Source organism: Burkholderia sp. D-99, from assembly GCF_011605345.1.
Classification (GTDB): domain Bacteria; phylum Pseudomonadota; class Gammaproteobacteria; order Burkholderiales; family Burkholderiaceae; genus Burkholderia.
On sequence record NZ_JAAOXM010000001.1, the window covers coordinates 179,766 to 204,004 of the forward strand.

At 68.8% G+C, this 24,239-nt stretch carries 26 protein-coding genes; 22 read left to right on the top strand and 4 right to left on the bottom strand.

What is annotated here, in order from left to right; genetic code table 11:
• Window positions 1-10: 10 nt before the first annotated feature.
• Window positions 11-457, bottom strand: coding sequence for a type II secretion system protein N (locus HAV18_RS00755; RefSeq protein WP_166951373.1), 447 nt, complete (start codon window positions 455-457; stop codon window positions 11-13).
• Between the two features lie 64 nt (window positions 458-521).
• On the opposite strand from HAV18_RS00755, the gene gspG reads away from it, so the two are divergent.
• The 6 genes from gspG to HAV18_RS00785 all read left to right on the top strand — a co-directional run bounded on the left by gspG (window position 522) and on the right by HAV18_RS00785 (window position 4,508).
• Complete coding sequence (gene gspG / locus HAV18_RS00760) at window positions 522-1,001, top strand: type II secretion system major pseudopilin GspG (RefSeq protein WP_279573888.1); 480 nt, start codon at window positions 522-524, stop codon at window positions 999-1,001.
• A gap of 19 nt (window positions 1,002-1,020) precedes the next feature.
• Window positions 1,021-1,518, top strand: coding sequence for a type II secretion system minor pseudopilin GspH (gene gspH, locus HAV18_RS00765; RefSeq protein ID WP_243771511.1), 498 nt, complete (start codon window positions 1,021-1,023; stop codon window positions 1,516-1,518).
• 172 nt (window positions 1,519-1,690) lie between these two features.
• Window positions 1,691-2,437 (top strand): TonB C-terminal domain-containing protein, encoded by a 747-nt coding sequence (locus tag HAV18_RS00770; protein ID WP_166951379.1) that lies wholly within the window; start codon window positions 1,691-1,693, stop codon window positions 2,435-2,437.
• A 6-nt stretch (window positions 2,438-2,443) separates the two neighbouring features.
• Complete coding sequence (locus HAV18_RS00775; protein ID WP_043177401.1) at window positions 2,444-2,992, top strand: RNA polymerase sigma factor; 549 nt, start codon at window positions 2,444-2,446, stop codon at window positions 2,990-2,992.
• Between the two features lie 11 nt (window positions 2,993-3,003).
• The gene (locus HAV18_RS00780; RefSeq protein ID WP_166951382.1) at window positions 3,004-3,999 is read left to right on the top strand and encodes a FecR domain-containing protein; all 996 of its coding nucleotides are present in this window, start codon (window positions 3,004-3,006) and stop codon (window positions 3,997-3,999) included.
• A 257-nt stretch (window positions 4,000-4,256) separates the two neighbouring features.
• On the top strand, window positions 4,257-4,508 hold the full coding sequence (locus tag HAV18_RS00785) for a DUF4880 domain-containing protein (RefSeq protein WP_243771512.1): 252 nt from the start codon (window positions 4,257-4,259) through the stop codon (window positions 4,506-4,508).
• 272 nt (window positions 4,509-4,780) lie between these two features.
• Here the strand turns inward: HAV18_RS00785 and HAV18_RS00790 are convergent, their stop codons facing one another.
• Window positions 4,781-5,605, bottom strand: coding sequence for a hypothetical protein (locus tag HAV18_RS00790; protein WP_166951388.1), 825 nt, complete (start codon window positions 5,603-5,605; stop codon window positions 4,781-4,783).
• Window positions 5,606-5,769: 164 nt separating this feature from the next.
• Between HAV18_RS00790 and HAV18_RS00795 the strand changes: the two genes are divergently transcribed.
• Window positions 5,770-7,437 carry a type II toxin-antitoxin system Phd/YefM family antitoxin gene (locus HAV18_RS00795; protein WP_166951391.1) on the top strand — a complete coding sequence of 556 codons (1,668 nt, stop codon included), beginning with the start codon at window positions 5,770-5,772 and terminating at the stop codon, window positions 7,435-7,437.
• Window positions 7,438-7,465: 28 nt separating this feature from the next.
• On the opposite strand, the gene gspK is transcribed toward HAV18_RS00795, so the two are convergent.
• Window positions 7,466-8,461 carry a type II secretion system minor pseudopilin GspK gene (gspK, locus tag HAV18_RS00800; RefSeq protein WP_166951394.1) on the bottom strand — a complete coding sequence of 332 codons (996 nt, stop codon included), beginning with the start codon at window positions 8,459-8,461 and terminating at the stop codon, window positions 7,466-7,468.
• Window positions 8,462-8,494: 33 nt separating this feature from the next.
• Complete coding sequence (locus HAV18_RS00805; protein ID WP_166951397.1) at window positions 8,495-9,061, bottom strand: hypothetical protein; 567 nt, start codon at window positions 9,059-9,061, stop codon at window positions 8,495-8,497.
• 806 nt (window positions 9,062-9,867) lie between these two features.
• On the opposite strand from HAV18_RS00805, the gene HAV18_RS00810 reads away from it, so the two are divergent.
• From HAV18_RS00810 to HAV18_RS00880, 15 genes are all read left to right on the top strand, one after another.
• Window positions 9,868-11,520 (top strand): ShlB/FhaC/HecB family hemolysin secretion/activation protein, encoded by a 1,653-nt coding sequence (locus HAV18_RS00810; protein ID WP_243771513.1) that lies wholly within the window; start codon window positions 9,868-9,870, stop codon window positions 11,518-11,520.
• Between the two features lie 67 nt (window positions 11,521-11,587).
• Window positions 11,588-13,393, top strand: coding sequence for a MotA/TolQ/ExbB proton channel family protein (locus HAV18_RS00815; protein ID WP_166951400.1), 1,806 nt, complete (start codon window positions 11,588-11,590; stop codon window positions 13,391-13,393).
• 28 nt (window positions 13,394-13,421) lie between these two features.
• The gene (locus tag HAV18_RS00820; RefSeq protein ID WP_011354695.1) at window positions 13,422-13,832 is read left to right on the top strand and encodes a biopolymer transporter ExbD; all 411 of its coding nucleotides are present in this window, start codon (window positions 13,422-13,424) and stop codon (window positions 13,830-13,832) included.
• Between the two features lie 4 nt (window positions 13,833-13,836).
• Window positions 13,837-14,535, top strand: a complete 699-nt coding sequence (locus HAV18_RS00825; protein WP_166951403.1) for an energy transducer TonB — start codon at window positions 13,837-13,839, stop codon at window positions 14,533-14,535.
• Window positions 14,536-14,627: 92 nt separating this feature from the next.
• The gene (locus HAV18_RS00830; RefSeq protein WP_166951406.1) at window positions 14,628-16,439 is read left to right on the top strand and encodes a putative porin; all 1,812 of its coding nucleotides are present in this window, start codon (window positions 14,628-14,630) and stop codon (window positions 16,437-16,439) included.
• Window positions 16,440-16,451: 12 nt separating this feature from the next.
• Entirely contained in the window at window positions 16,452-17,135 is a 684-nt protein-coding gene (locus tag HAV18_RS00835; RefSeq protein ID WP_166951409.1) for a hypothetical protein, read from the top strand.
• A 52-nt stretch (window positions 17,136-17,187) separates the two neighbouring features.
• On the top strand, window positions 17,188-17,775 hold the full coding sequence (locus HAV18_RS00840; RefSeq protein WP_166951412.1) for a YbjN domain-containing protein: 588 nt from the start codon (window positions 17,188-17,190) through the stop codon (window positions 17,773-17,775).
• Entirely contained in the window at window positions 17,772-18,206 is a 435-nt protein-coding gene (locus tag HAV18_RS00845) for a hypothetical protein (RefSeq protein ID WP_166951415.1), read from the top strand. Before HAV18_RS00840 ends, HAV18_RS00845 begins: the two co-directional genes overlap by 4 nt.
• Before the next feature lie 44 nt (window positions 18,207-18,250).
• Window positions 18,251-19,141 carry a peptidylprolyl isomerase gene (locus tag HAV18_RS00850; protein WP_166951416.1) on the top strand — a complete coding sequence of 297 codons (891 nt, stop codon included), beginning with the start codon at window positions 18,251-18,253 and terminating at the stop codon, window positions 19,139-19,141.
• An 8-nt stretch (window positions 19,142-19,149) separates the two neighbouring features.
• Window positions 19,150-19,980 carry a hypothetical protein gene (locus HAV18_RS00855; RefSeq protein WP_166951419.1) on the top strand — a complete coding sequence of 277 codons (831 nt, stop codon included), beginning with the start codon at window positions 19,150-19,152 and terminating at the stop codon, window positions 19,978-19,980.
• Between the two features lie 46 nt (window positions 19,981-20,026).
• Window positions 20,027-20,410, top strand: coding sequence for a hypothetical protein (locus HAV18_RS00860; protein WP_166951422.1), 384 nt, complete (start codon window positions 20,027-20,029; stop codon window positions 20,408-20,410).
• 76 nt (window positions 20,411-20,486) lie between these two features.
• Complete coding sequence (locus HAV18_RS00865) at window positions 20,487-21,914, top strand: Do family serine endopeptidase (RefSeq protein WP_166951425.1); 1,428 nt, start codon at window positions 20,487-20,489, stop codon at window positions 21,912-21,914.
• A 64-nt stretch (window positions 21,915-21,978) separates the two neighbouring features.
• Window positions 21,979-22,458: a YbaB/EbfC family DNA-binding protein gene (locus HAV18_RS00870; RefSeq protein ID WP_166951428.1), complete on the top strand. Its 480-nt coding sequence runs from the start codon at window positions 21,979-21,981 to the stop codon at window positions 22,456-22,458.
• A gap of 44 nt (window positions 22,459-22,502) precedes the next feature.
• A complete protein-coding gene (gene tecA / locus HAV18_RS00875) occupies window positions 22,503-23,039 on the top strand; it encodes a type 6 secretion system effector deamidase TecA (protein WP_243771515.1) in 537 nt (178 codons plus the stop codon).
• Between the two features lie 292 nt (window positions 23,040-23,331).
• Complete coding sequence (locus HAV18_RS00880) at window positions 23,332-24,225, top strand: IclR family transcriptional regulator (protein WP_166951431.1); 894 nt, start codon at window positions 23,332-23,334, stop codon at window positions 24,223-24,225.
• Window positions 24,226-24,239 lie beyond the last annotated feature (14 nt).

Below are 24,239 nucleotides of genomic sequence, written 5' to 3' on the forward strand. Positions count from 1 at the left end.
GCGGTTCGGCTCAGCGCACGAACGCGTTGGCCTTCTCCGTGGCGGGCAGCGCGATTTCGCGTTGCAGGCCGTGGCGATCGACGACGATCGAGCGCGCGCGAACCTCGGCGAGCTTCGCGGCTTCACCGACCGCCGCGCCGAGCGACACGACGCGCGCCGCTTCGCCGCCGACGCTGACGATCGCGGCCGCACGGCGCGCGTCGAACGCGAGCACGCCGAGCAACTGGATCGTGTCGCGGTTGTCGTCGGGTTTCGCGCCGAAGAGTTGCGCGCTCGCGGTGACGTCGATCGGCGCGGGCACTGCGACGGGCGCGGGCACCGATGCGTCGGGCACGGTCAGCAGCCGCACGGCCCATAGCGAGACGGCGACGAGCGCCGCGCCGGAAGCGAGCGTCGCGACGAGCGGCACGAGATCGGCGCGGGATGGAACGATGCGGTGCAGGGCGAACGGTTTCATGGCGAAGAGTCGGTGCGATGGACGAAAGACGATTGCCATTCTTTGATGAAAGGGTGAATGCATGATGACGGGCCCGAATGAAACCCGCTTGTCGCGCGCAGGCAAGCCGCAGGAACCTGCACGTCGACGCGCGCAACTCGGCTTCACGCTGATCGAGATCATGGTGGTCGTCGCGATTCTCGGGATTCTTGCGGCGCTGATCGTGCCGAAGATCATGAGTCGTCCCGACGAAGCGCGCCGCATTGCCGCGAAGCAGGACATCGGCACGATGATGCAGTCGTTGAACCTGTATCGACTCGACAACGGCCGATATCCGTCGCAGGAGCAGGGGCTCACCGCGCTGATCCAGAAGCCGACGACCGACCCGGTGCCGAACAACTGGAAAGACGGCGGCTATCTGGAGCGGTTGCCGAAGGATCCCTGGGGCAACGCGTATCAATACCTGAACCCGGGCGCGCACGGCGTGATCGACGTGTTCAGCTACGGCGCGGATGGCAAGCCGGGCGGCGAGGGGAACGATGCGGACATCGGTTCGTGGCAGTAACGGCAAAGGCATGGCGCCCATGAAGCGCACGAACGCGCGGCCGCGATCGCGTCGATATCGTCAATCCGGCTTCACGCTGCTGGAAATGCTCGTCGTGCTCGTGATCGTCGGGTTGCTGGTCGCGGTCGTGACGCTCGCGCCGTCGCGCAATCGCCGCACGGATCTCGCCGAGGAAGCGCAGCGGCTCGCGAACCTGCTCGAATCGGCCGGCGACGAAGCGCAGGTGCGGTCGATGCCGATCGCGTGGCAGCCGGTGGGCGGTGGCTACCGGTTCGTGCAGCGCACCGAGAGCGGCGCGTGGGCGCCGATGTCCGACGACCTCTATCGTGCGCGCCGCTGGGGCGCCGAGGTGACGGGCGTGTCGGTGCGTTACACCGGCGGCGGCGAAACGCCTTCGCAGATCGTGCTCGGCAGCGAAAGCATCGACGTGCCGGTGACGATTACGTTGTGGTCCGGCGACGTGCGGATGGCGGTGGTGGGTACCGGCATCGGCAACTTCGTCGTGCGCCGGCCGTGAACCGCATGCGACGCCGGCGAGCGTGCGGCGAGACGGATTGAATCGCATTGCGACATGGTTCACCTGACTGTCATAGTGCCCGCGCAGAATCAGATGTTCGTTTGCTGCGGAACCGCTCACGGGGGAGCAGGTTTCGCCGGCAACGTGCAACTCCACTTCCGTCCAGGGATTCATGACTCGTTCACGGGCGCCGACCGGTGTCCTGGCGCTCGTTGCGTGGCTGGCGTTCGTCGTGCCGTGCATGCACGGCATACGCGCGCAGGAGACCGGTTCCATCGTCCGCCAGCCGGGCAGTGCGGTGCGATTCGATCTGCCCGCGCAGCCGCTCGCGAAGACCTTGCAGGACTTCGCGCGGCTCACCGAGCTGATCGTGCTGGCGCCGGCGCCGCTGCTCGACGGGCGCACGAGTGCGCCGGTCCAGGGCGAATTCGTGCCGCGCGCCGCACTCGAGCGGATGCTGGCCGGAACGGGGTTGCGTGCGGAATTCTCGCGTCCGGACGAAGCGATCATCGTCGCGCAACCGGCCGCCGAGCAGGCGCCCGCGACGGCCGACACGCCGGCGGATGCGGCCTTGCCGATCGACGGGATCGGCGATTCCGGCGAGCGGCACACGTTCGCGGGCCTGCTGCAGGCGCATCTGATCGATGCGCTGTGTGCGCAGCCGGCGGCGGTGCCGGGCAGCTATCGACTCGTCGCGCAGGTGCGCATCGACAACAGGGGGGCGGTGGTGGCGGTCAACATGGTGGCATCGAGCGGCTCGGCCGCCCGCGACGCGGCGGTGATGCGCGCGCTGCGCGCACTGAAGCTGGACGACGCGCCGCCTGCGGACCTGCCGCAGCCGGTCACGATCCTGCTGCGGCCGGCCGGCAACGGCGTGCATTTCCGCTGTCCGGCGCCGCAGCCGGCCGTTCGGGGCTAGGCCGCGATGACCGACAGCAATCGCACCGGGCTCAGGAAGCTGCTGGCGACGCGCTACGCGTACCTCGTCAGGCGCCTCGAGCGCGTGACAGGGTCGAAGGACGGCGCCGCCGACGCGCTGCACGAAACCTGGCTGCGTCTCGAGAACGCGAACGTCTCCACGCAGGTGACGAACGCGGACGCCTATATACTTGGGATGGCGAACAATGTCGCAATCGACCAGCATCGCCGCGAACGGCGCCATCTGCACGACGACGATGTCGAGACGCTGCTCGAGATGCCCGACGAACTGGCCGATCCCGAGCGCATCGTCGCGGCGCGCCGCAAGGTCGAGACCCTGAAGGACGTGCTGCGCGGCCTGCCGCCGCGACGCCGCGCGATCCTGCTGGCCGCCCGCGTGGACGGCCTGCTGAACCGCGAGATCGCCGAGCATTTCGGCATTTCGCTGCGGCTCGTGGAAAGCGAGCTGAGTGCGGCAATGAAGTACTGCCTGCAGCGCATGCAGGAAGACGGTGATCCGTACACGGGCACGCGAGGCGGCCCGCGTAAATTTTGAGCTTCAGGACGATGACGAAAGCCCAGGCCCAACCTGCCCACGACGAACCCGACGAAGCGAGTGCGTGGCTGCTGCGTCTGCGCTCGGGAGAAGCGAGCCAGGCCGAAGCCGATGCGTTCGAGCGCTGGTGCGCCGATCGTCCGCAAGCCGCCGATCTGCTGCGCGACACCTGGAGCTCGCTGCGCACGGCGGCGACCGAACTCGCGCACGAGGAACGCGCGGCCGCTGCCTGGGCAAACGTTGCAAAGCGCGAGCGCACGATGCGCACCGGGCGGCGCGCGTTCATCGGTTTCGCGGTCGCAGCCGGCGCGTCGTGGCTCGCGGTACGCCCGCCGCTGCAGTTGTGGCCGTCGCTCGGCGAGCTCGCGGCCGATTACCACACGGGCACCGGCGAGCAGCGCAGCGTCGCGCTGTCGTCGCGCGTGACGGTCGAACTGAATACGCAGACGCGCCTCGACGTGCTGGCCGCGAGCGATGCCGCGCACGGCGTCGAAGTCGTCGCCGGCGAAGCGGAGATCGACGCGGCCGCGCCGCCGGCCGACCGCGCGACGCCGATCCAGCCCGTCACCGTGGTGGCAGGCGGCGGCCGCATGCAGGCGACCGTCGCGCGCTTCAACGTGCGGCGCACGGGCGCACAGGTCTGCGTGACCTGCCTGTCGGGCACGGTCGCGCTCCAACATCCGCGCGGCGCGCGCACGCTGAACGCCGACGATCAGGTCGTCTACGACGATCGCGGCGTGCAGCCCGTATCCCGGATCGATCCGGGCGCCGTCAGCGCATGGCGGCGCGGCATGCTGGTATTCAACGGCGTGCCGCTGTCGGACGTCGTCGACGAGATCAACCGCTACCGGCGCGGCAAGGTCATCCTGCGCAGCGCGTCGCTCGGCGAGAACCGGATGCAGGCGCAGTTCCCGATCACGCGGCTCGACGACGTGATCGACATGGTCGGCCGCCTGTATGGCGCACACATCACGCGCCTGCCCGGCAACATCGTGCTGCTGAGCTGACCGGCTTCCCGCGTTTTATTTCCCCGTCTTCCTCCCGCACGCGATGCGTTCGCGACGCTTGCGGCCGTCCGCGCACTGCGGGTTACGGCCGTCCGATACGACTTGATCAATGAGGGCCGGCAAACGCCGGGCCGTCCTTCGTGGCGGCCCGGTGTGACGTCGTCGGACCCGAGGCGTGGGTGGCAAGCGCCCCGGCCGCGCAGCGATGCGCGGTGCGGGGGATGTGTGTCGATGGAGCTTCGGGCGGTGGCGTGATCATGAACGAATCGCAACGGGACACGGATCCCGGCGACGCGAATACGCGCGCCGACGCGATCCGCGAGGGCGCCGTGCGCTGGCTGCTGTGGTTGCGCGCCGGCGACACGACGGAGCAGGAACTCGACGCTTTCGGGCGCTGGCGCGCGCAGAGCGACGAGCACGCGCGCACGGTCCGCGAGCTGATCTGGATGTGGGCCGTGCTGGAGACGGTCGGCCGTCAGGAGCCCGGCGGGTCGACGCGCACGCATTGACGCGATGGCGATTCGAGCACGCACCGGTGTGGTGCGCGATCGCGTTCGCGCCTGGTCCACGAGCGTCTGAAGAAAGTCTGCGGGTTATACGAGCCCGCTTCGACCTTGTATATGAGAGAGCGAGGGGGCCGTGTAGCAGGACCGTGAAGAGGGGCGGTAAAGCGGAGACCGGGGAACGGGGGCCGAGAGGGCTCCCGGATCACCGTTCACGTACGGCGGCGCGCGTGTGGCGAGTAGGTGCCGGCCGCGTCACGGAAACACGGCTTCACGATTCAGGATGGCGACCCGGGCCGCAGGCCGGCGCGTGCGCCGTTCCATGCGGCATCGAGCGGATCGCCGGCATCGCGCAGCGGCTCGCGCAGAAAGGGAAAGCGTTCGACGAACGGTGCGGATTCTTGCAGGGCCACGATATGGTTGACCATCCATTGCAGCAGTTCGCCGCCGTGCCGGACCTGTTCCGGGCGCCAGTCCGGCATCGTCGAGAAGAGGGCCGCGAAGCCGCTCCAGCGCGACGGCCGGTCGTTGTCACCCGGCCGGAAATAGGTGTTCATCGAGACGTCTTGCGCGTCGGTCAATGCGCCGACGAACAACCCGTGCGGCGTCGGCACGCCGATCTGCTGCCAGCCTTCCGCGAGGGCGAGCGAGCGCATCACGCGCGCCGCGACGAACGCGATGCGCGTTTCATGTTCGATTTCCGCAAGCGACATCACGCCGTTGCGCTGCATGCAGCGTGCGACCGCGTGCGGCCGGATCACGTTCGACGCGAAGCTGCGCAGCACGAGGTCGGGCACCGTCAGTTGCAGCTGGAATTCGCGCAGGCCATGCTCGGCGCTCATCGTCGAGAAGTTGACGAACAACCCTTCGGCATGACCGAGCGCGCCGACGTACGGCTCGAGCCCGAGGCGCACGAGCTTCGGGGCGATCTGGCGTTCGAGCAGCCGCATCAGGTTGCGGCGATTGCGCACGCCCGTGAAATCGTCGAGGCCGCGTGTGACCACGTCGCTGATTTCCCAGCGGCGCTCGTCGGCGACGAGCCGCGGGGAGCCGCTCAGGTCGAACCGGGCGCGGCCATGGGCCACGCGGGGATCTACGTACATGCCGGTGCCTCGTGCATCGATTGCGGGTGGACCGTCGCAACGGCGCGTCGTCGCACGGGTCCGGTCGCACACGATGCTGCGGCGTCGCGGGCGGCCCGTCAAGTGCGATTGCGCCGCGACGCAGGCTGGCGGGTGCACCTGGCCGAACAAGGTGGAGTGACCGGATGATGCGCACGATTGTGGAACGCTTCGTCGAGCAGAGCCCGATGACGATCATGGCGCGGCTCGTGCTGCAATGCGCGCTGCACGACGACTGGATCGACACGGCGGCCGAAGCGGACGAAGAACCCGATGACGAATCGATCCGCGAGACGCTGTTCGCGCTGGCGGTCGACGCGATCGCGGCGATTGCCGCGCAGACGCAGATGCCGACATCGCAGATGCCGCACGGTGTGGCCGGACACGCATCGTCCGTGCCGGGCGCCGCGGTGGCCGCGCTTCACGACGGCATGAGCCGATGGCGTGCCGGCTGGGGGCGTGCGCTCGTCAGGGACAGCGTCGATCTGCTGTTGCCGGTGGCGGCGGCGCGGGCCGACGAACGCGGGCGCGCGCTCGGCGGAATGCGGCTGCGCGTGCTGGACGGCACGGGCGACGGTTGTGCGCACGGCGGTGCCGGTTGCGACTGCGGCCGCGCGTGCGACGACCCGGTACGTGACGCGGCGCTGGGTCCGACCGGCGCACGTGTGCTGCCGGTCTACGATCCGGAGCTTGCCATGATCGTCGATCTGCTACCGGTCGAGCGCGGCCGTTCGCACGAACGCGCATTCGTCGGCGCGCTGCTGGAAGCGGTTCGGCCCGGCGAGATGTGGATCGTCGACGGCCGTTTCGATATCGACGCGATCGTGTCGGGCTGGCCGCGCCGCGGCGCTGCCTTCGTGTTGCGCGACGATGGCGGCGCGGCGACATGCCGGCCGCTCGGCGGCTGGCGCGATGCCGGCCCGCTCGACGGCGGTGAGGTTCGCGAGCAGTCGGTTGTCATCGCGGGCGACGGCCAAGTGGCCGGCACGCTCAGGCGGATCGAATGGCGCGGTCACGTGCCTGGCGGCCACCCGGGCACGAGGGTCGCGGTGCTGACGAACCTGCCGGTCGAGCCGTTCGACGCGTGCCAGGTGATGCAGCTCGCGCGCCAGCGCTGGCGCGAAGCGCTGCCGTTTCCGCTCGACCCGGTACCCGGTGGCACGTTGTTCGGCAGCGTGCCCGCGCGCGCGTCGCTGCTCGCGAGCGGCATCGCGGCGCTCGCGTACAACGCGTTCAGCGTGATGACGCGCGTCGTCAGTGGCGCGCTCGGCCTGGACGAACGCGACGCGCAACGCGTGCCGTCGCATATCGCCGAAGGCGTCACCGCCACCTATGCCGGGATGATGATCGCGCTGCCGCCCGACTGGTGGCGGCGCTACGACCAGCTGCCCGCGGCGACGCTCGGCCAGATCGTGCGGATGCTCGCCGTGCACGTCGATCCGCGCAGCGAGCGGCGCAGGCGCCGCGACAACCGGCTGTCCGCGAAGTCGCAGGCGCTGCTGCGCGCGGCGACGCTCGAACGCCTGCTGCATGACGACGGCGGCGACCCGGCAGCGAGCGTGTTCAGCCTGCGCACGATCGCGATGGCGACGCGCGACTTCAGCAGCAATCCGTCGAAGGCGCTGCGGCACGCCGGCGAGGCGCTCGTGATGGTCACCAAATACAACCGGCCGATCGCGTTGCTCGTGTCGATCGACGACTGGAACCGGCTGCTCGGCGAAGTGCGCGAGACGAGCCTCACGCGGCTGTCGTTCGACTGCGCGGCCGCGCAGGGCATGCGTTCGGTCGCGTTGAGCGAATCGTCGCTGAACTAGCGGGCGTAGCGGCGCGCAGGCGCCGCGTTCAGCTCGTCAGCCGGCGGACCCAGATCACCGACGTCCACGTGAAGTTGCCGCTGCCGTAGCGCGCGATCAGCGTGTCGACGCGTGCGTTGATGCGCGCCGAATGCACGCGGCAATGCACGATGAAGTAAAGGCTGTTGACGCCGACGGTCGAACCGTCCGGCAGCGTCGAATTGCCGCCGCTCGCGGGCAGCAGGTATTCGGCGATGTCGCCGGTGCTGACGAAGTACGCCGTGCCGCGCCGGTCCACGAGCCGCCTGGCCTGGCTGGCCGATAGCGTCGGGATCGCGGCGACGAGCACGGGCTCGGCCGCGGTATTGGCGTTGACGGTGGTCAGGTCCGGCAGGATCGTCGTGAACGGCGCCAGCGTGTCGATCGCATGCGCGTCGTAGCCGGGAATGCGCGCGAGATCGTCGATGGACACGAGCTGAAGGGGCCAGCCGTCGGGGCCGTTCGTGTCGCGCAGCGAGCGCAGCATGTAGTCGGCCGTCGGTTGCGCGAGCGCGGGATCGAGCGACAACTGGCTCAGCAGCCGCCGGTACGCGAGCACGCCTTCGCCGTTGGCCTGCCACGGCTTGCCGGGCGCGATGCGCATCACGAGGTTCGTCAGGTTGAAGCGCGCCTGCGCATCCTCGACATGGCCGGAGATCCACGCACGCGACAGCTCCGCGTTGACCGCCGCGGCTTCGGGCGGCAGCAGGTCCGCAAGCTGCACGTCGGCGGCCGGCGACGACCACGGCTGGCCGACGAACGTGACGTTCGACGTCGCGCTCTGCGCACGCAGCGTCGCACGCGCCCATTCGACCGCTGCGCGTTCGACCCACATCGTCTGCGTCGCGAGCCGCTGATTCTCGACGTCGCGCGTCGCGACCTGCTGGCGCCACAGCACGCTCGCCGCGAGCGTGGCCGCCAGCGCGACGACGAGCAGCACCGTGACGATCGCGATGCCGCGTGCGCGCAGCGGCCGCGTGCGGCCGGATCTTCCGTATCGATGCATTCGCAACCTCCTGCAAGGGCGGTGGGGCGGCGCTCAGTCCTCGAATGCCAGCCACGCATGGACGATGCTCGCATGCGCAGATGACGTGACGCCGAACATCGCGGTGAGTCCGGCCACCCAGAACGCGAGCGTCGCGGGATGCGTGCCGTCGGTCGTCAGCGCCAGCGGGCCGACCAGCGATGCGATCGCATGCGAGCGCCACAGCAGCAGCACGAACAGCGTGCAGCCGACGGCCATCGCGACGAAGAACAGGTAGAGCGCGACCGTCGAGCGGCGCGTGAACGGCGTGCGGTGATGGCGCTGGTTCGTCGCGACGATCGCGGCCCCGTTCGCGACCGGCACGATCGCCATCGCGAACATCCAGAACAGCGGCTGGTCGCTCGACGCGTCGATCAGCAGCAGCGTGCCGATCGTCCAGATCGGCGGCGCGAGCAACGTGAGCACGATCCATGACAGCAGGTGCCAGACCAGCCAGGGCGCGCGCCAGCGCAACGGGCGCCGCGCCGCGGCAAAGGCGGCGGGCGGCCGCCGGCCCGCGGTCTCGGCGTGGCCGGACAGGCGTTCAGCGAGCCACCGTACGAACATCGTCGCGAATGACATGGATGGATCCGGTCGTTGATGTTTTTACCCAATAGCTAGGACGAAGCGAACGGCCGCAAACCGCAGGATTTCTCGTCGCGGGGACGCTTGTCCCGGCGCCGCACGGCGTGTGCGCTGCGCGGAAGGAAACGGCCTCGCGCGCATCTCGTGCATATCTTCAGCGGAATGTCACAAAAACTTCCCGGTTGAAACCCGAGGATTGTCGGGTTGCCCGCACGGGGGCGATGCGCGTCGCGCGTTGTCTTCGGGGCCGCAACACGTTTGCCGGCGATCTCGCACGCACGCGATGTCCGGAAGCCCTGGCAGCCACGGCAGACGATACGCACACGAAACGGGGGCCACGCACATTCCTGCGCAACGCGCCGCGCGATTCGCGCCGGCTGTCGTTGCGCGCGCATTGCAGGTCGCACGCTGGCGGCCGCGTCCTGCTTCCGGCGTCGCGTCGGACGGCCCGCGAAAAAAAGTTTGCGGCAATGCGCGCCCGGTTCCGTCTAGGTAGGTGAGAGCGGCGACTCGTGCGCCGCACACGATGGTCGTTGCCGATCGACGCAGCAGTGCCGATGCGTCGTCAGGCGGCTGATCGCGACGATGCGCGCCGGAGGTTGCGGGTTTTCCGGATTCGCTTCGTCCTTTCCGGTAGATGCGGTTGAACGCATCGGGTACGGAAATCGGGAAAAGCATTGCACATGTCATGCTAAGGATGACGAATAAATCGTCATCAAAGTGAAACAGGCAACTGATAGCGGAGCGAGCGGCTGGTGCAGTGCGGCTTCGCTTCGATCCGGAACAACAAAGGGGAATGGCGCATGCCGCCGAGAGTAGACCGCAAGTCACGCGAACGATGGCGGCTGAACTGCCGATGCCTGGCGGGTGTCGTGCTGGCCGGAGGGCTGGGCCTCGCGCCGGGCGTTCATGCGCAGGAAGCCGCGCCGGCCGCAAAGGCGGCACCGGCTGCACCGCAGTCGTTCGACGTGAATGCCTTCGTGGTGCGCGGCAACACGACGTTGCCGACGCTCGAGATCGAGAAGGCCGTGTATCCGTTCGAAGGGCCGGGCCGCACGCTCGCCGACGTGAACGCGGCACGTGATGCGTTGCAGAAGGTGTACCAGGATCGCGGCTACCAGTCGGTCGTCGTCGAGCTGCCGCAGCAGCAGGTGAAGAACGGCGTGATCCTGCTGCAGGTGACCGAAGCGAAGGTCGGGCGCTTGCGCGTCGACGGCGCGCAATACAACTCGCCGCAGAACATCCGTGATGCGGTGCCCGCGCTGGCCGAGGGCCAGGTGCCCGATTTCAACCAGGCCCAGCAGCAGCTCACCGATCTGAACCGCTCGGCGGACCGGCAGGTGATTCCGATCCTCAAGCCGGGCGCCCTGCCGCAGACGGTCGACGTCGACCTGAAGGTCGACGATCACAGCCCGTTGCACGCCTCGCTTGAGCTGAACAACGACAACAGCCCGGGCACGTCGACGCTGCGCACGACCGCGAACCTCAGCTACTCGAATCTGTGGCAGCTCGGCCACGTGATTTCCGGCACCTACGTGATCGCGCCGCAGCATCCGAACGATGCGCGTGTCTACGCGTTCTCGTATCTCGCGCCGATCAAGGATTCGCGCTGGAGCTTCCTCGCGACGGTCGTTCATTCGGACAGCAACGTCGCGTCGGTTGCGAGCACCAACGTGCTCGGCAAGGGCACCACCTACGGCTTGACCGCGATCTATGCGCTGCCGGCGACGGAGACCTACGCGCACTCGGTCAGCATCGAGATCGACCGCAAGCACTTCGACGAGAACGTGTCGATGCCGGGCCAGGCGAGCTCGACGGCGCCGCTCACGTATGTGCCGGTGACGCTGTCGTACAACGGCCAGTTGAGCCTGAAGAATTCGCAGACGTCGTTCTCCGCGTCGGTGACGACGAACATCCGCGGCCTCGGCAGCGACTGGGGCGCGTGGGACAACAAGCGCTACAACGCGACGCCTGATTTCGTGTACGGCAAGTTCGATGTCAACCACACGCAGCGCTTCGCGAACGACATGCAGGCCAACGCGCACGTGAATGCCCAGATCTCGAACTCGCCGCTCGTGTCGAGCGAGCAGTTCGCCGCGGGCGGGATGAACAGCGTACGCGGCTACATGCAGGCCGAAGACACGGCCGACAGCGGCGTGATCGCGTCGATCGAGCTGCGCAGCCCGTCGCTCGCGAAATGGCTCGGCGGTGCGGTCGGCAGCCGCGTGAACGAGTGGCGCTTCCACGCGTTCTTCGACGCGGCGCACCTGTGGCTGCTGAGCCCGCTGCCGGAGCAGACGTCGCGCTTCAACCTGATGAGTGTCGGTGTCGGCACGCGGGTGCAGATCATGAAGTATGCGAGCGCGGATTTCGAGGCCGGCTGGCCGTTGAAGGCGGGCGTCTATACGCGGCAGTACAGCCCGCGGTTCGATTTCTACGTAAGGCTGGGGTTCTGACGGATTTTTTTTGATCGTGCCGGGGCGATGCGACGAGCGCGGCGCCCGCACATTCGGGGAGTGGATCGTGAAGCGAGTCTTGTTTTTCCTGTTGGCGGTGATGCTCGGCGTGCTGCCCGGCATCGCGAACGCGTGGTGGCAGAACGACTGGTCGTACCGGAAGGCGATCACGATCGATGCGAGCGCGAAAGGCGCGAACCTCGCGGAGTCGGCCGGCCGCGTGCCGCTGCTGATCCGCCTGCACTCGGGCAACTTCCAGTTCGACGGGCTGGCCGACAACGGCGCCGACATCCGCTTCGTCGCCGGCGACGACAAGACGCCGCTGAACTACCACATCGAACAATACGATCCGGTGCTCGGCGTCGCGCTGATCTGGGTCGACGTTCCGAAGATGCCGGCCGGCGCCGCGGAGTCGATCTGGATGTACTACGGCAACAAGAAGGCGCCGGACGGCAGCAAGCCGGCCGAGACGTTCGATGCCGACTACACGCTCGTCTATCACTTCAACGGCGCGGCGGGTGCGCCGCCGAAGGACCTGACCGCGTACGGCAACCACGCGCAGAACGCGTCGTTCCAGACGGTCGAGGACGGCATCGTCGGCAAGGGTGCACGGTTCGACGGCAACGGGTCGCTGACGCTGCCGGCCAGCCCGTCGCTGAACGTGGCGGCCGGCGGCAGCTTCACGTTCAGCGCGTGGGTGAAGCCGTCGGCGCTGGCGCCGAACACGCTGCTCTACAGCCGCCGCGACGGTGCGAATGCGCTGCTGATCGGCCTCGACAACGGTGTGCCGTTCGCGGAAGTCCAGGGCGCAGCCGGCAATCCGGCACCGGTGCGCACGCCGGCCGCCTCGCCGGTCGACGCGAACCAGTGGACCTATCTCGCGGTCACGGCCGACGGCAAGAACCTCACCGTCTACGTGAACGGCAAGCAGGCTGCGCAAGTCGCGGCGACGCTGCCCGCATTGAACGGCGCGGCGACGGTCGCGGCGGACGCCACGGGCGCGCCGGCCGGGTTCGCCGCGTATGCGGGCGCGCTCGACGAACTGCGCCTGTCGAAGATCGCGCGCTCGCCGGCCGCGATCGCGGTCGACGCGCTCGCGCAGGGTTCGGAATCGAAGCTCGTCGCGTACGGCGCCGACGAGAAGCAGTCGGGCTTCGGCTTCGGCTATTTCGGCGTGATCGTGCAGTCGGTGACGGTCGACGCGTGGGTCGTGATCGCGATCCTGCTCGGCATGGCGGTCGTGTCGTGGGTCGTGATGTGGACCAAGGCGCGCTACGTCGGCACCGTCGACAAGGCGAACCTGTATTTCGTGCAGCGGTTCCGCGAAGTGGCCGGGCGCCACCTGGTCGGTCTCGCGCATGTCGACGAAGCGAGCACCGACGGCCGCCGGCTGTACCAGTCGTCGCTGTACCGGCTGTACAAGGCCGGCGTGCATGAAATCCACAGCCGCGTGGACGGCAACGGCCGCACGGTGATCACGTCGGAGTCGATCGAGGCGATCCGCGCGTCGATGGACGCGACGCTCGTGCGCGAAAACCAGCGGCTGTCGAAGTCGATGGTGCTGCTGACGATCGCGATCTCGGGCGGCCCGTTCCTCGGGCTGCTGGGCACGGTGGTCGGCGTGATGATCACGTTCGCGGCGATCGCGGCGGCCGGCGACGTGAACGTGAACGCGATCGCGCCGGGTATCGCGGCCGCGCTGCTCGCGACGGTCACGGGCCTGTTCGTCGCGATTCCCGCGCTGTTTGGCTACAACTACCTGCTGATCCGCAACAAGAACGTGACCGCGAACATGCAGGTGTTCGTCGACGAATTCGTCACGCGCCTTGCCGAAGCGCACCGCTCGCCCGATCACGCGGTGCTGGCCGACTGACCGCATCGAACGCACGCAGGAGACCACCATGCAGGTTCAGGACGACGACAAGCCGTACGACGACATCAACATCACGCCGATGCTCGACCTCGCGTACGTGCTGCTGATCATCTTCATCATCATGACGACCGCGTCGGTGCAGGGCATCAAGGTCGATCTGCCGAAGGCGAGCTCGTCCGCGAGTCTCGCGAAGCCGAAGACGAAGGCGATCACGGTCGCCGATTCGGGGCAGGTATTCCTCGACGCATACCCGGTGACGATGGACGAACTCGAGAGCCGGCTGCGCACCGAGAAGGCGACCAGTCCGGAGTTTCCGATCGTGCTGAAGGGCGATGCGGGCGTGCAGTACCAGAAGGTGATGGACGTGCTGGACCTGCTGCGCCGCCTCGACCTGTCGCAGGTCGGCCTGGTGACCGGCAAGGCGAAGCAGGGCGGCTGACGCGATGGAAATGACCTACAACGGCGGCCCGCCGGACAAGGGCCCCGGCCGCTACGTGAAGCCTGTCGCAATCGCACTGGTGCTCGCGGGCGTGGCCGCGCTGATCTGGCGTTTCGCGAGCGATACCGCGGGCGTGAAGCGCGTGAGCGCGCCGCAGGTGACGACGGTGATTCCGTTGCCCCCGCCCCCGCCGCCGCCGAAACAGAAGCCGCCGCCCGAGAAGGTGAAGGAAGAGGTCAAGACGCCGGTCGACCGGCCGACGATCGCGCCGAAGCCTTCGGAGGCGCCGAAGCCGTCGGACAACCAGCCGAAGCAGATGACGATGAATGCCGACGCGCAGGCGGGCACCGACAACTTCGGCATCGGCGCGGGCGACGGCTCGGGCTTGCTGGGCAGCGGCGGGGGCGGCAAGTTCGGCAACGCGAGCTACGCGCAATACATGGTGTACGTGCTGCAGCGCGCGATCGAGCAGGACAAGGGCGTGCAGGAGGCCGGCGGCGCGCGTTTCGCGGGCAGCCTGAACCTGTGGATGGATGCGTCGGGGCGGATCACGAAGGTGACGATCGCGCAGTCCACTGGCGACGCGAAGATCGACACGGCTGTCGTCGCGGCAGTGGAAGCGCTCGGCAGGGTCGATGAAGTCCCGCCGCCGGCGACGTCGTATCCGGTGCTCGTCAAGCTTCAGGGGCGCAAGCCGGCATGACGATGCGCGCGCGAAACGACGAAAGAATCATGGGGTGGCGCCGTCGCACGGATGCTGCCGGAAAAGCAACGGATATTGTTCGGAGTCCTTTGATGAAGCGGAAGATGAACGGACGGGGTGGGGTACCCCGCAACGGCGCGCTGCCCGCGCGCCTGTCGCGCGTCGGCGCGGCGGTGCTCACGCTCGGGCTGGCCTGCGCGTCCGCCGCGCACGGGCAATCGCTCGAGGCGCAGGCGGCATCGGGGAAAGCCGCGCCGACCGAGAGCGTGGTGATCAACCTGATCAACCTGCTCGTGAAGCGCGGCGTGCTCACGCAGCAGAACGCGAACGAGCTGATCAGCGAAGCACGCACGGAAGCCGTGCAGGCGCGGTCGGCGCGCGCGTCGGGCGCGCCGGTCGTGGCGGGCGGCGTGGTCAACCCGCCGACGCAGCCGGGCGATGTCGCGGTGCCGTACGTGCCGCAGCTCGTGCGCGACCAGATCCGCGACCAGGTGAAGCAGGAAGTGATCGCGCAGGCGAAGGCCGAGAACTGGGCGCAGCCGAACACGTTCCCCGACTGGGTGTCGCGTATCAAGCTCGACGGCGACATGCGCGTGCGTGACGAGTATCACTTCTACGGCGGCGGCAACACGAACGGCGTGACGAATTTCGCGGCGATCAACCAGGCCGGCGGGTTCGACGTCAACCAGAACACCAACAGCACGCAGATTCCCACGCAGAACACGCGGGAAAACCGCAACAACCTGCTGCGCTACCGCGCGCGGCTCGGCGTGACGGCGACGCTGTCCGACGACATGATTGCCGGCCTCCAGCTCGCGAGCGGCAACGACAACGGCCCCGTTTCCACGACGGGAACGGCCGGGGGCGGCTGGGGGAAGAAGAACATCTGGCTGAACAAGGCGTTCTTCGCGTACAAGCCGACATCGTGGCTGAACCTGACGGCCGGCCGTTTCGACAATCCGTTCTTCAAGTCGGATCTCGTGTTCTCCGACGACCTGATGATGGACGGGCTGGCCGCGAACCTGCGTCATGCGCTGCCGTGGAATCCGGATGTCACACTGTTCGGCACGCTCGGTGTGTTCCCGATCCAGTACACGAGCGAGAACTTCCCGTCGAACAGCACCGAAAAGGCCGGCAGCGACACGAAGTGGATGTTCGGCGCGCAGTTCGGCGCGGACTGGAAGATCGATGCGAAGAACCGGCTGCGCGGTGCGGTCGCGTACTACGACTTCCAGAACATGCGCGGCACGCTGTCGTCACCGTGCGCGCTGTATCTCGGCGCGACGAGCTGCAGCACCGACAACGAGGCGCCCACGTTCATGCAGGGCGGCAACACGCTGATCGCGTTGCGCAACATCGTGCAGAACCCGAACCTCGCACCGGGAATGACGCCGCAGCCGCAGCTCTTCGGGCTCGCGTACAACTACCGGCTGCTCGACCTGAAGGCGCAGTGGGATACGGTCGTGGCCGACCGCTTCAAGCTGCGTCTCGACGGCGAATACGTGCGCAACCTCGCATACAACGACAACAAGGCGTTCGCGGCGGCGTCGCTGCCGGTCAACAACTACGATTCGACGTCGGTGAACGCGACGCGCGCCGACTACCGCAGCGGCCCGAATGGTTTCCTCGCGAAGGCGACGTTCGGCGAGCCGGAGCCGCGCGAGAAGGGCCAGTGGAACTTCTCGGTTGCATACAAGTACCTGCAGCCGGACGCCGTGCTCGACGCGTTCAACGATCCCGACTTCCATCTTGGCGGCACCAACGCGCGTGGCTACGTGCTCGGCGCCGCGTATGCGGTTGCACGGGACACGTGGGTGTCGGCCCGTTACCTGAGCTCGAAGGAAGTGTACGGGCCGCCGGTATCGATCGATGTGCTGCAGATCGAGCTCAATGCTCGCTTCTGACCGGAGCCGCGGATGAACATGATCACTCGCACGATGCTCGCGGCCGCCCTGTCCGGCACGCTGCTGCTCGCGGCCGGCGGCGCGCACGCGCAGAGCATCGAGGACAAGCTGCGCAGCCAGTTGCGCTCGACCGTGCAGGAGCTGCGTCAGTTGCAGGACAGCCAGGCGCAGTTGCAGAGCGACAAGGCCACGGCCGAGAAGCAGCGCGACGACGCGCTCGCGCAACTGAAGGCGATGCAGGGGCAGCTTGCGGCCGCGCGCGGCGACTCGGGCGCCGAGGCGGCCGCGAAGCGCGCGCTTGCGCAGGAGCGGGCGGGCCGCGAGCAGGACGCGAAGTCGCTGGCGAAATACAAGTCGTCCTACGAGGACTTGCTTGCCGTGTCACGCGGCCGCGATGCGCAGCACACGCAATTGCAGAAGGACGTCGCCGCGCGTGACACGCAGCTGAAAACCTGCCAGGCACACAATGCCGAGCTGTATCGCGTGGGGCACGAGATTCTCGACGCGTACGAGCACGTCGGCATCGGCACGCTGTTCGCGTCGCGTCAGCCGTTCGCACAGTCGGCGCGCGTGAAGTACGACGACCTCGCGCAACGCTACGGCGACGCGCTGTATGCGGGCAAGTACGATCCGGCCGCGCGGCCGGTTGCCGCTGCACCGGCACCGGCGTCGGCTGCTTCGGCGAACGCGCAGTGAGCGCGCAACCGGGATTGAATCGATCGATTCGTTGAATATGGGGAAGACAGACATGCAAGAGAACAAACCGAACGCCGGCGACGAACGCGCGGCACACGACGCGCCGATCGAATCGATCAGCGCCGACCGCCTCGCCGACGTGCTGCGCCGCGCGGGCTACCGCGTGACGGCGGCCGAGCAGAACGGCACGGTGCAACTGATGAGCGCGAGCCAGGGTATCGGCTTTGCGGTGCGCTTCGGCAACCCGGCTGCCGTGCTCGCGCCGCAGGGCGCCGACGCACAGCTCGCCGCGCTGCCGTACATCGATTACACGCTGTCGTGCGTGCTGCAGGTGCAGGGCGAGCTGCCGCTCGAACTCGTCGCGGACTGGAACCGCACCAAGCGCTTCGCGCGTCTCGCGAGCCACGGGCAGTTTCTCGCGCTGGAAATGGACGTGGTCGTCGCGGGCGGGGTGTCCGAGCGTTACCTGCGCTCGACGATCGAGCTGTGGGATCGCCTGATCCAGGAATTCCTGCTGCACCTGCGCAACCGTCCCGCGATGGCCGAGCAGGAGGCGGCGGCGCGTGCGGCGGCCGGCGATCAGGCAAATGCGTCGACTGCCGAAGCGACCACGGTAGCGGTCGAGGCCACTGCGCAGTGACGCGCGCCGGCAGCCGGATCGGCGCCGTGCTGCGCGGGTGGTTGCCGGGCCGCGCGCGGCACGAGGCGAAAGCCGCGGCCGCGGACGATGCGCCCGCCGCGTGGAGCGCATACGCACAGCGCATCGCGCAGTGGCTGCAGGCGACACTCGACGGCGAAAGCGACGACGCAGCGGTGTGCCGCCTGCGCGCCGGCATCGAGCGCTGGGCCGGCGAACAGGCCGATGCGGGCGACGATGGCCCCGTGCTGCCGGTGCGCGCGTGGCTCGACCGGTACGGGCACGTGACGCGCATCGACAGCGGTGCGGCCGCGCAGCCGGTGCTCGACGCGGCGCTGCACGCCGCACTCGTCGGCCGGGCAGTCGGCGCGGCGCCACCGCGCGGGATGGCGCAGCCGCTCGTCCTGCGCATGACGCTGACGGACGCGCGCTGACGCGGCGTCCGCATTTCAAGAACGATCGAGAGGGCAGTCGGACAATGATGACGAAGATGAAGTTGCTGGCGACGGTGGCAGGCAGTCTCGTGCTGGGCGCACCGTTCGTCGCGTACGCACAGGACGACGTGATCGCGAATGCCGCGCAGGCGTCGGTCACGCAGGCCGATATCGCGGGGCTGCTGAAGTCGGTGAGCCCGGAGGGGCGCGAGCGTCTCGCGGCCGATCCCGCGGCGCTGGACCAGGTCGTGCGCTCGACGCTCGCGCAGAAGGCCGTGCTGGCCGAGGCGAAATCGAAGGGCTGGGACAAGCAGGCGCAGGTGCAGGCGGCCGTCGAACAGGCGCAGCGCGAGATCGTCGTGCGCAGCTACCTGGCGTCGGCGAGTGCGCCGCCGGCCGACTATCCGTCGGACGCGGAGCTGCAGTCCGCGTATGACAAGAACCGCGCCGCGTTTACCGCGCCGCGCGCACTGCACGTCGCGCAGATCTATATCGCGGTGCCGCCGAACGCGGATGCCGCGACGCTCGACAAGGCGCGCAAGCAGGCGGCCGATCTTGCGAGCCGCGCGCGCGGCGGCGATTTCGCGGCGCTCGCGAAGGCGAACTCGCAGGACAAGGCGAGCGCCGCGAACGGCGGCGATCTCGGTTTCGTGCCCGATCAACTGATGGTGCCGGCGGTCCGTCAGGCGGCCGACGCGCTGAAGCCGGGCCAGGTCTCCGCGCCGATCCAGACGCCGGCCGGCTTTCATGTCGTGAAGCTGATCGACATCCGTGCGGCCGCGCCGCGCCCGCTGGCCGACGTGAAGGAGCAACTGCGCGCGATGCTGCGCGCGCGGCGCACGCAGCAGAATGCGCAGGCGTATCTCGCGAAGCTCGCCGCGAATGCGCCGATCAACGAAGACGCGCTGAAGAAAGCGCTCGCGTCTGCCCGGTAGGCGTGCCCATGGCAACCGTCCGTTCGACGCCACGCGTCCACGCCCCCGACGCACGCACGCCGGGGCGACGTCGCCCGGCCGCGGCCGCCGACCGCCCGCGCATGCCGAAAGCGAACCCGTGGCCGGGCCTGCCCGGCGAGTGGCCCACGCATTGCCCGTTGTGCTTCGGCGCGCTGGAGCCGTTGCCTGGCGTGGGCGGCTATGCACGGCACCGGAGCGCGCGGTGCTCCGCGCAATGCGTGCTCACGACACGCCAGTATCAACCGGAGGAACTGACGATTCGCGGCTCGCGCGACGTGCAGGTCGCCGCCGGGCATCGCGAGCGCTTTGTCGCGCACTGGGCACGTCATTACACGCTGATGCGGCGCGCGTGGCCCGCGCTCACGATCGGGCGCTTCATCGCGGTGATCGCCTGTGTCGACGTCGCGGATCTCTGGTCGTACCGGATGTTGCGCGACGACGATCTGGCGGCCGTGCTGCTCGTGCTGGCCGGTTTCCTGCGCGTGCCGGATGCGTCGGGCACCGATGCGCCCGGCGCCGATACGCGCGCGCCGACGGTGCGCTGGGCGCGGTTCTGGTTCGACGCGAGCGTGCGCGACGTCGGCGATCTGTGGACGGCCGGCAACAGCGCGCCGCCGCTGTTTCGCGTCGACTATCGCGAACCGCTCGTCACGCCGTATCCGACCGGTGCGCAGGTGCAAGCGTGGCAGCCGGTCGACGGCATGCGCGACGCCTGGACGCAGCGGGTCGATGTGCAAGAGCCGGCCGTCGAAGAATCCGATCGCGCGGCGTTTGCGCGTTTCCTGGCGCGCGCATCGGCACCGGGCGCGAATCTGTGAGCGCGGCAACGCTTGTGCCATGGAGCCATTTCGGAAGGAGGCGCGCATGAAGATGCGAAAAAGCGGAATCGCGACGATCGTCTGCCTGCTGCTGGCAACCGGCGCGCACGCGCAGGGCGGCCGCGCGGTGGCGAGCGCACCCGCGCCAGCGGCGGCCAGTCCGGGTTCGGCCACGAAGCCGGTGTGCGTCGACGCGGAAGTCGACGGCAGGCGTGCGCTGTCGTACGACTGCCTGAGCCAGCAACTGAAGCCGAAGGCCGATCCGCAGGCGGGCGCGTCGCAAACGGATTCGGAGCGGCTGTCGAAGCAGCCGTCGAACCGTCTCGGCACGTTCAACCTGTCGACCGAGCGGAACCGCTTCGGCTCGAACTGGGGCCGCTCGACGACCCCGCAGCGGCCGGATGCACCGGTCGCGGTGCCGCCGAAGTGATGCGTGCGGCCGAGCGGGCGGCGTGCGTATCGACGAGCCGGCGGCGTTCCGGCGCGAACCGACGAGGAACAGCGACATGAAGGCGGGCAGGCACACGAAGCGGGCGGTGGCGCTGCGAGCGATGGCCGGCGGGCTGGCGCTGGCCTGCGCATGCGTTTGTTCAACGGCATCGGCCGCCGAGCGGCCCGTGCCGCCAGGTGCCGCAACGCCAACGCCAACCATCGCGCTGCCGAACTTCGCCGCGCTGGTGCGGCGCGTCGGCCCGGCCGTCGTCAACATCAGCGTCACGCGCGAAGTCACGCAGATGGGCATCCAGTTGCCGCCGGGCATCGCGCCCGATCATCCGCTCGCGCCGTTTCTCGCGCGGCGCGTGATCGGCAACCGCGAGGAAGTGAGCCTCGGCTCCGGCTTCATCGTCAGTGCGGACGGCGTGATCCTGACCAACCGGCACGTGGTCGGTGACGCCGTTGCGATCGACGTGAAGCTGACCGACAAGCGGCAGTTCAAGGGGCGTGTGATCGGCAGCGACCCCGTCTCCGACGTTGCAGTCATCCGCATCGACGCGCACGACCTGCCGGTCGTCGCGACCGGCGACCCGGCGCGCACCGAAGTGGGCGACTGGGTGATGGCGATCGGTTCGCCGTACGGGTTCGCGAACACGGTCACGCAGGGCATCGTCAGCGCGAAATCGCGCTCGTTGCCCGGCGAGCGCGCGATTCCGTTCATCCAGACCGACGTGCCGATCAACCCCGGCAATTCGGGCGGCCCGCTGTTCGATCTCGGCGGCCGCGTGATCGCGATCAACTCGATGATTTTCTCGAAGACGGGCGGCTATCAGGGGCTCGCGTTTGCGATCCCGATCGATATCGCGCTCGACGTGAAGGACCAGTTGCTGCGAACCGGCAAGGTCACGCGCGGCCGGCTCGGCGTCGCCGTCCAGGAAGTGAGCCAGGCGCTTGCGCGCTCGTTCGGCCTCGCGAGCCCGGATGGCGCGCTGATCACCGTGGTTGAGCCGGATGGCCCGGCCGCGCACGCGGGCCTGCAGCCGGGCGATGTCGTGCTCGCGGTCGACGGCAAGCCGGTCGCCGAATCGTCGGACCTGCTCGGCACCGTTGCGGGCATGCGGGCCGGGCGGCAAACCGATTTGCTCGTATGGCGCGCGGGACGGGCGATGCACGTGATCGCGACCGTCGCTGCGTTCGACAGCGGGGCGGCTCCGGCGAGCAGCGAGCAAGGGCCCGCGCGGTTCGGGCTCGCGCTGCGCGCGGCGACGGAGCAGGAGCGCCAGCGGCTCGGTGTCGGCCAGGCGCTCGTCGTCGAGCAGGCGAGCGGTCAGGCCGCGCGCGCGGGGTTGCAGCCCGGCGATATCGTGCTGTCGGTCAACGGCACGCCGGTCGCGAACATCGGCGCGCTGATGGCCGAGATCGACGCCGCGCACGGCAACGTCGCGCTGCTCGTCCAGCGCGGCGGAACACGGCTGTATGTGCCGATCGAGATCGGTTGAAGGTCGCAGGACGAGCGGATGACGCGACGCGGCAGGGCCGCGCATCGTCGAAACGGGAGGCGGGATGAAGCGAATGCAGCAGTGGGGCGTATCCGGAGGGTGGCGGGCGATCGTCGTCGCGTGGGCGCTGGCCGTGGGCGTCGCACCGGCCGTCGCACAGACGGCCGACGTGCCGCAGGCGTGGATCCGCTACGGCCAGCTCGCCGGGCAGCAGTTCCAGACGTGGCTCGAAGCCGACGGCGACGCGGCCGATCGTCTGCACCGCTATCTCGAGGCGCGCGTGCTGAACGCGAGCGCCGCTGCGCCGCCGCCCGCGATCGTCGTGCGCGCGTGGATCGGTACGAACGGAGTCGTCGCGCGTGTCGAATTTGCGTCGCTCGGCGATCCCGACGCGGACGCGACGCTGCGGCAACTGCTCACGGCCAGCCCGCTGGCGGAGCCGCCGCCGCCCGACATGCTGCAGCCGTTGCGCGTGCGCCTGCGGCTCGCGCCGAATCCCGAGGCGGCCGCCGCCGCACCGGCATCGGCTGCGCGCCTGCCGTGACGCCCGGGGCCGGGCTTCGACGTCGCCGGATATCGTAATAAGATATGAGGTTATTGCGTTGGCGGGACGATGACGCCTCGCTTCTTCAACAGGAGCCACCCATGCAACTGACCCCGTTGGGCGCGCATGTCGCCCAGTTCGGTTTCCCCGAGCGGCAGAGACACGTGCAGGCGCTGATTGCCGGCACGGCCGACATCAACACGTATGTTTCCGCCGGCGTCTGCTACGACGCCGCGGCCTATGTGCGGTACCTGATGCGCGCTGATGCGATGATTTCACCCAACACGCTGCTCGACACGATCGGTCAGCACTGGCGGCCGCGATTCAACTTCGAGAACGGCGGCGAATGGGACGGGCACGCGCAGATTCCGGCCGGGACCGCCGTCGGCTTCTCGCGTGGCGGCACGGTCTTTCATGCGGCGATCGCCATTGGCGGCACCCGGATCCGGGCCGTGAACGGCGGGCTTCTCGGCAGCGGATGGCGGTATGCGGTCGACCTGGCAAGCGTGCTCGAACCTGACGCGGCCGGCGGCTTCACGTATGACCGCGCGAATATCCGGGTTCATCTGTCCCACCTGTAGCCTGCGGGCGTCTCGGCGGAGCGTGCCACGCCGGCCGCGATCAGTCGGCGGCTCGCCTCGCACACGGCCGGGCGGCGGCGGTCCCGCCCTCCGGCGATTTGCGCATGGCGTCGCGCCGGCCATCGCTGCTATCCTCTCGACCGTGAATGACTCTTCCTGGAGTCGTGGCGGCGCATGCTGCGTCGCGGCGAAGTGCGCGGTCGCAACTGCGTGCGCGCCGGGGCGGCATGACCGGCCGTCCACGACGATCCATGACCTGTTTCGTGATTGATTTCCTTCCGTCCATGTCCACATGGCCAAGGCAACGATGAGCAACGCACCCGACCAAGCGGCGCCCGGCGACGACGAATCGTCCGGCGGCGCATCGTCCTACCTGGTGCCGGGGCTCGAACGCGGGCTGCGGATTCTTGCCGAATTCTCCGCGCGCGAGCCGGTGCTCGGCGCGCCCGAGTTGTCGAAGCGCATCGGCATTCCGCGCACGACCACGTTCCGCCTGCTGCAGACGCTCGAAGCGCTCGGTTTCCTCGAGCGCGTGAACGGCGACCGTTATTTCCGGCTCGGCGTCGGCGTGCTGCGGCTCGGCTTCGAATACCTGAATTCGCTCGAACTGACCGATCTCGGCACACCGGTGCTCGAACGGCTGCGCGACGCAACGGGCCTGTCGACGCATCTGCTGATTCGCGACCAACGCGACGTCGTGTTCGTCGCGAAGGCGCAGAGCAACGCGTCGATGTTCGGTTCGGTGAAGGTGCACGTCGGCACGCGCCTGCCCGCGCATGCGACCGTGCACGGCCACGTATTGATGGGCGACCTGACCCGCGACGCGCTGCGCCAGCTCTATCCGGAAAAGCGGCTCGAGCAGTTCACCGAGCGCACGCCGGGCACCGTCGATGAGCTGTACGAACGCGTGCGCCATTACGCACGGCTCGGCTACGCGGTCAGCGAGGCGGCGTTCGAGAGCGGCATTTCGGCAGTCACCGCGCCCGTGCGCGATCATTCGGGCTCGATCGTCGCGGCGATCACCGCGACGGTGCCGCGCTCGGAGATCGGCGAGGCCGGCGAGAAGGAGCGGCTCGTCGAAGCCGTGTGCGGCGCGGCGGTCGACCTGTCCCAGCGGCTGAACTATCGTCCGCTCGAAAGCGACCCGACGTTCGCGCACGCGCGCCACAAGGTCGCGATGTTCTGACACGCGGGCCGGCG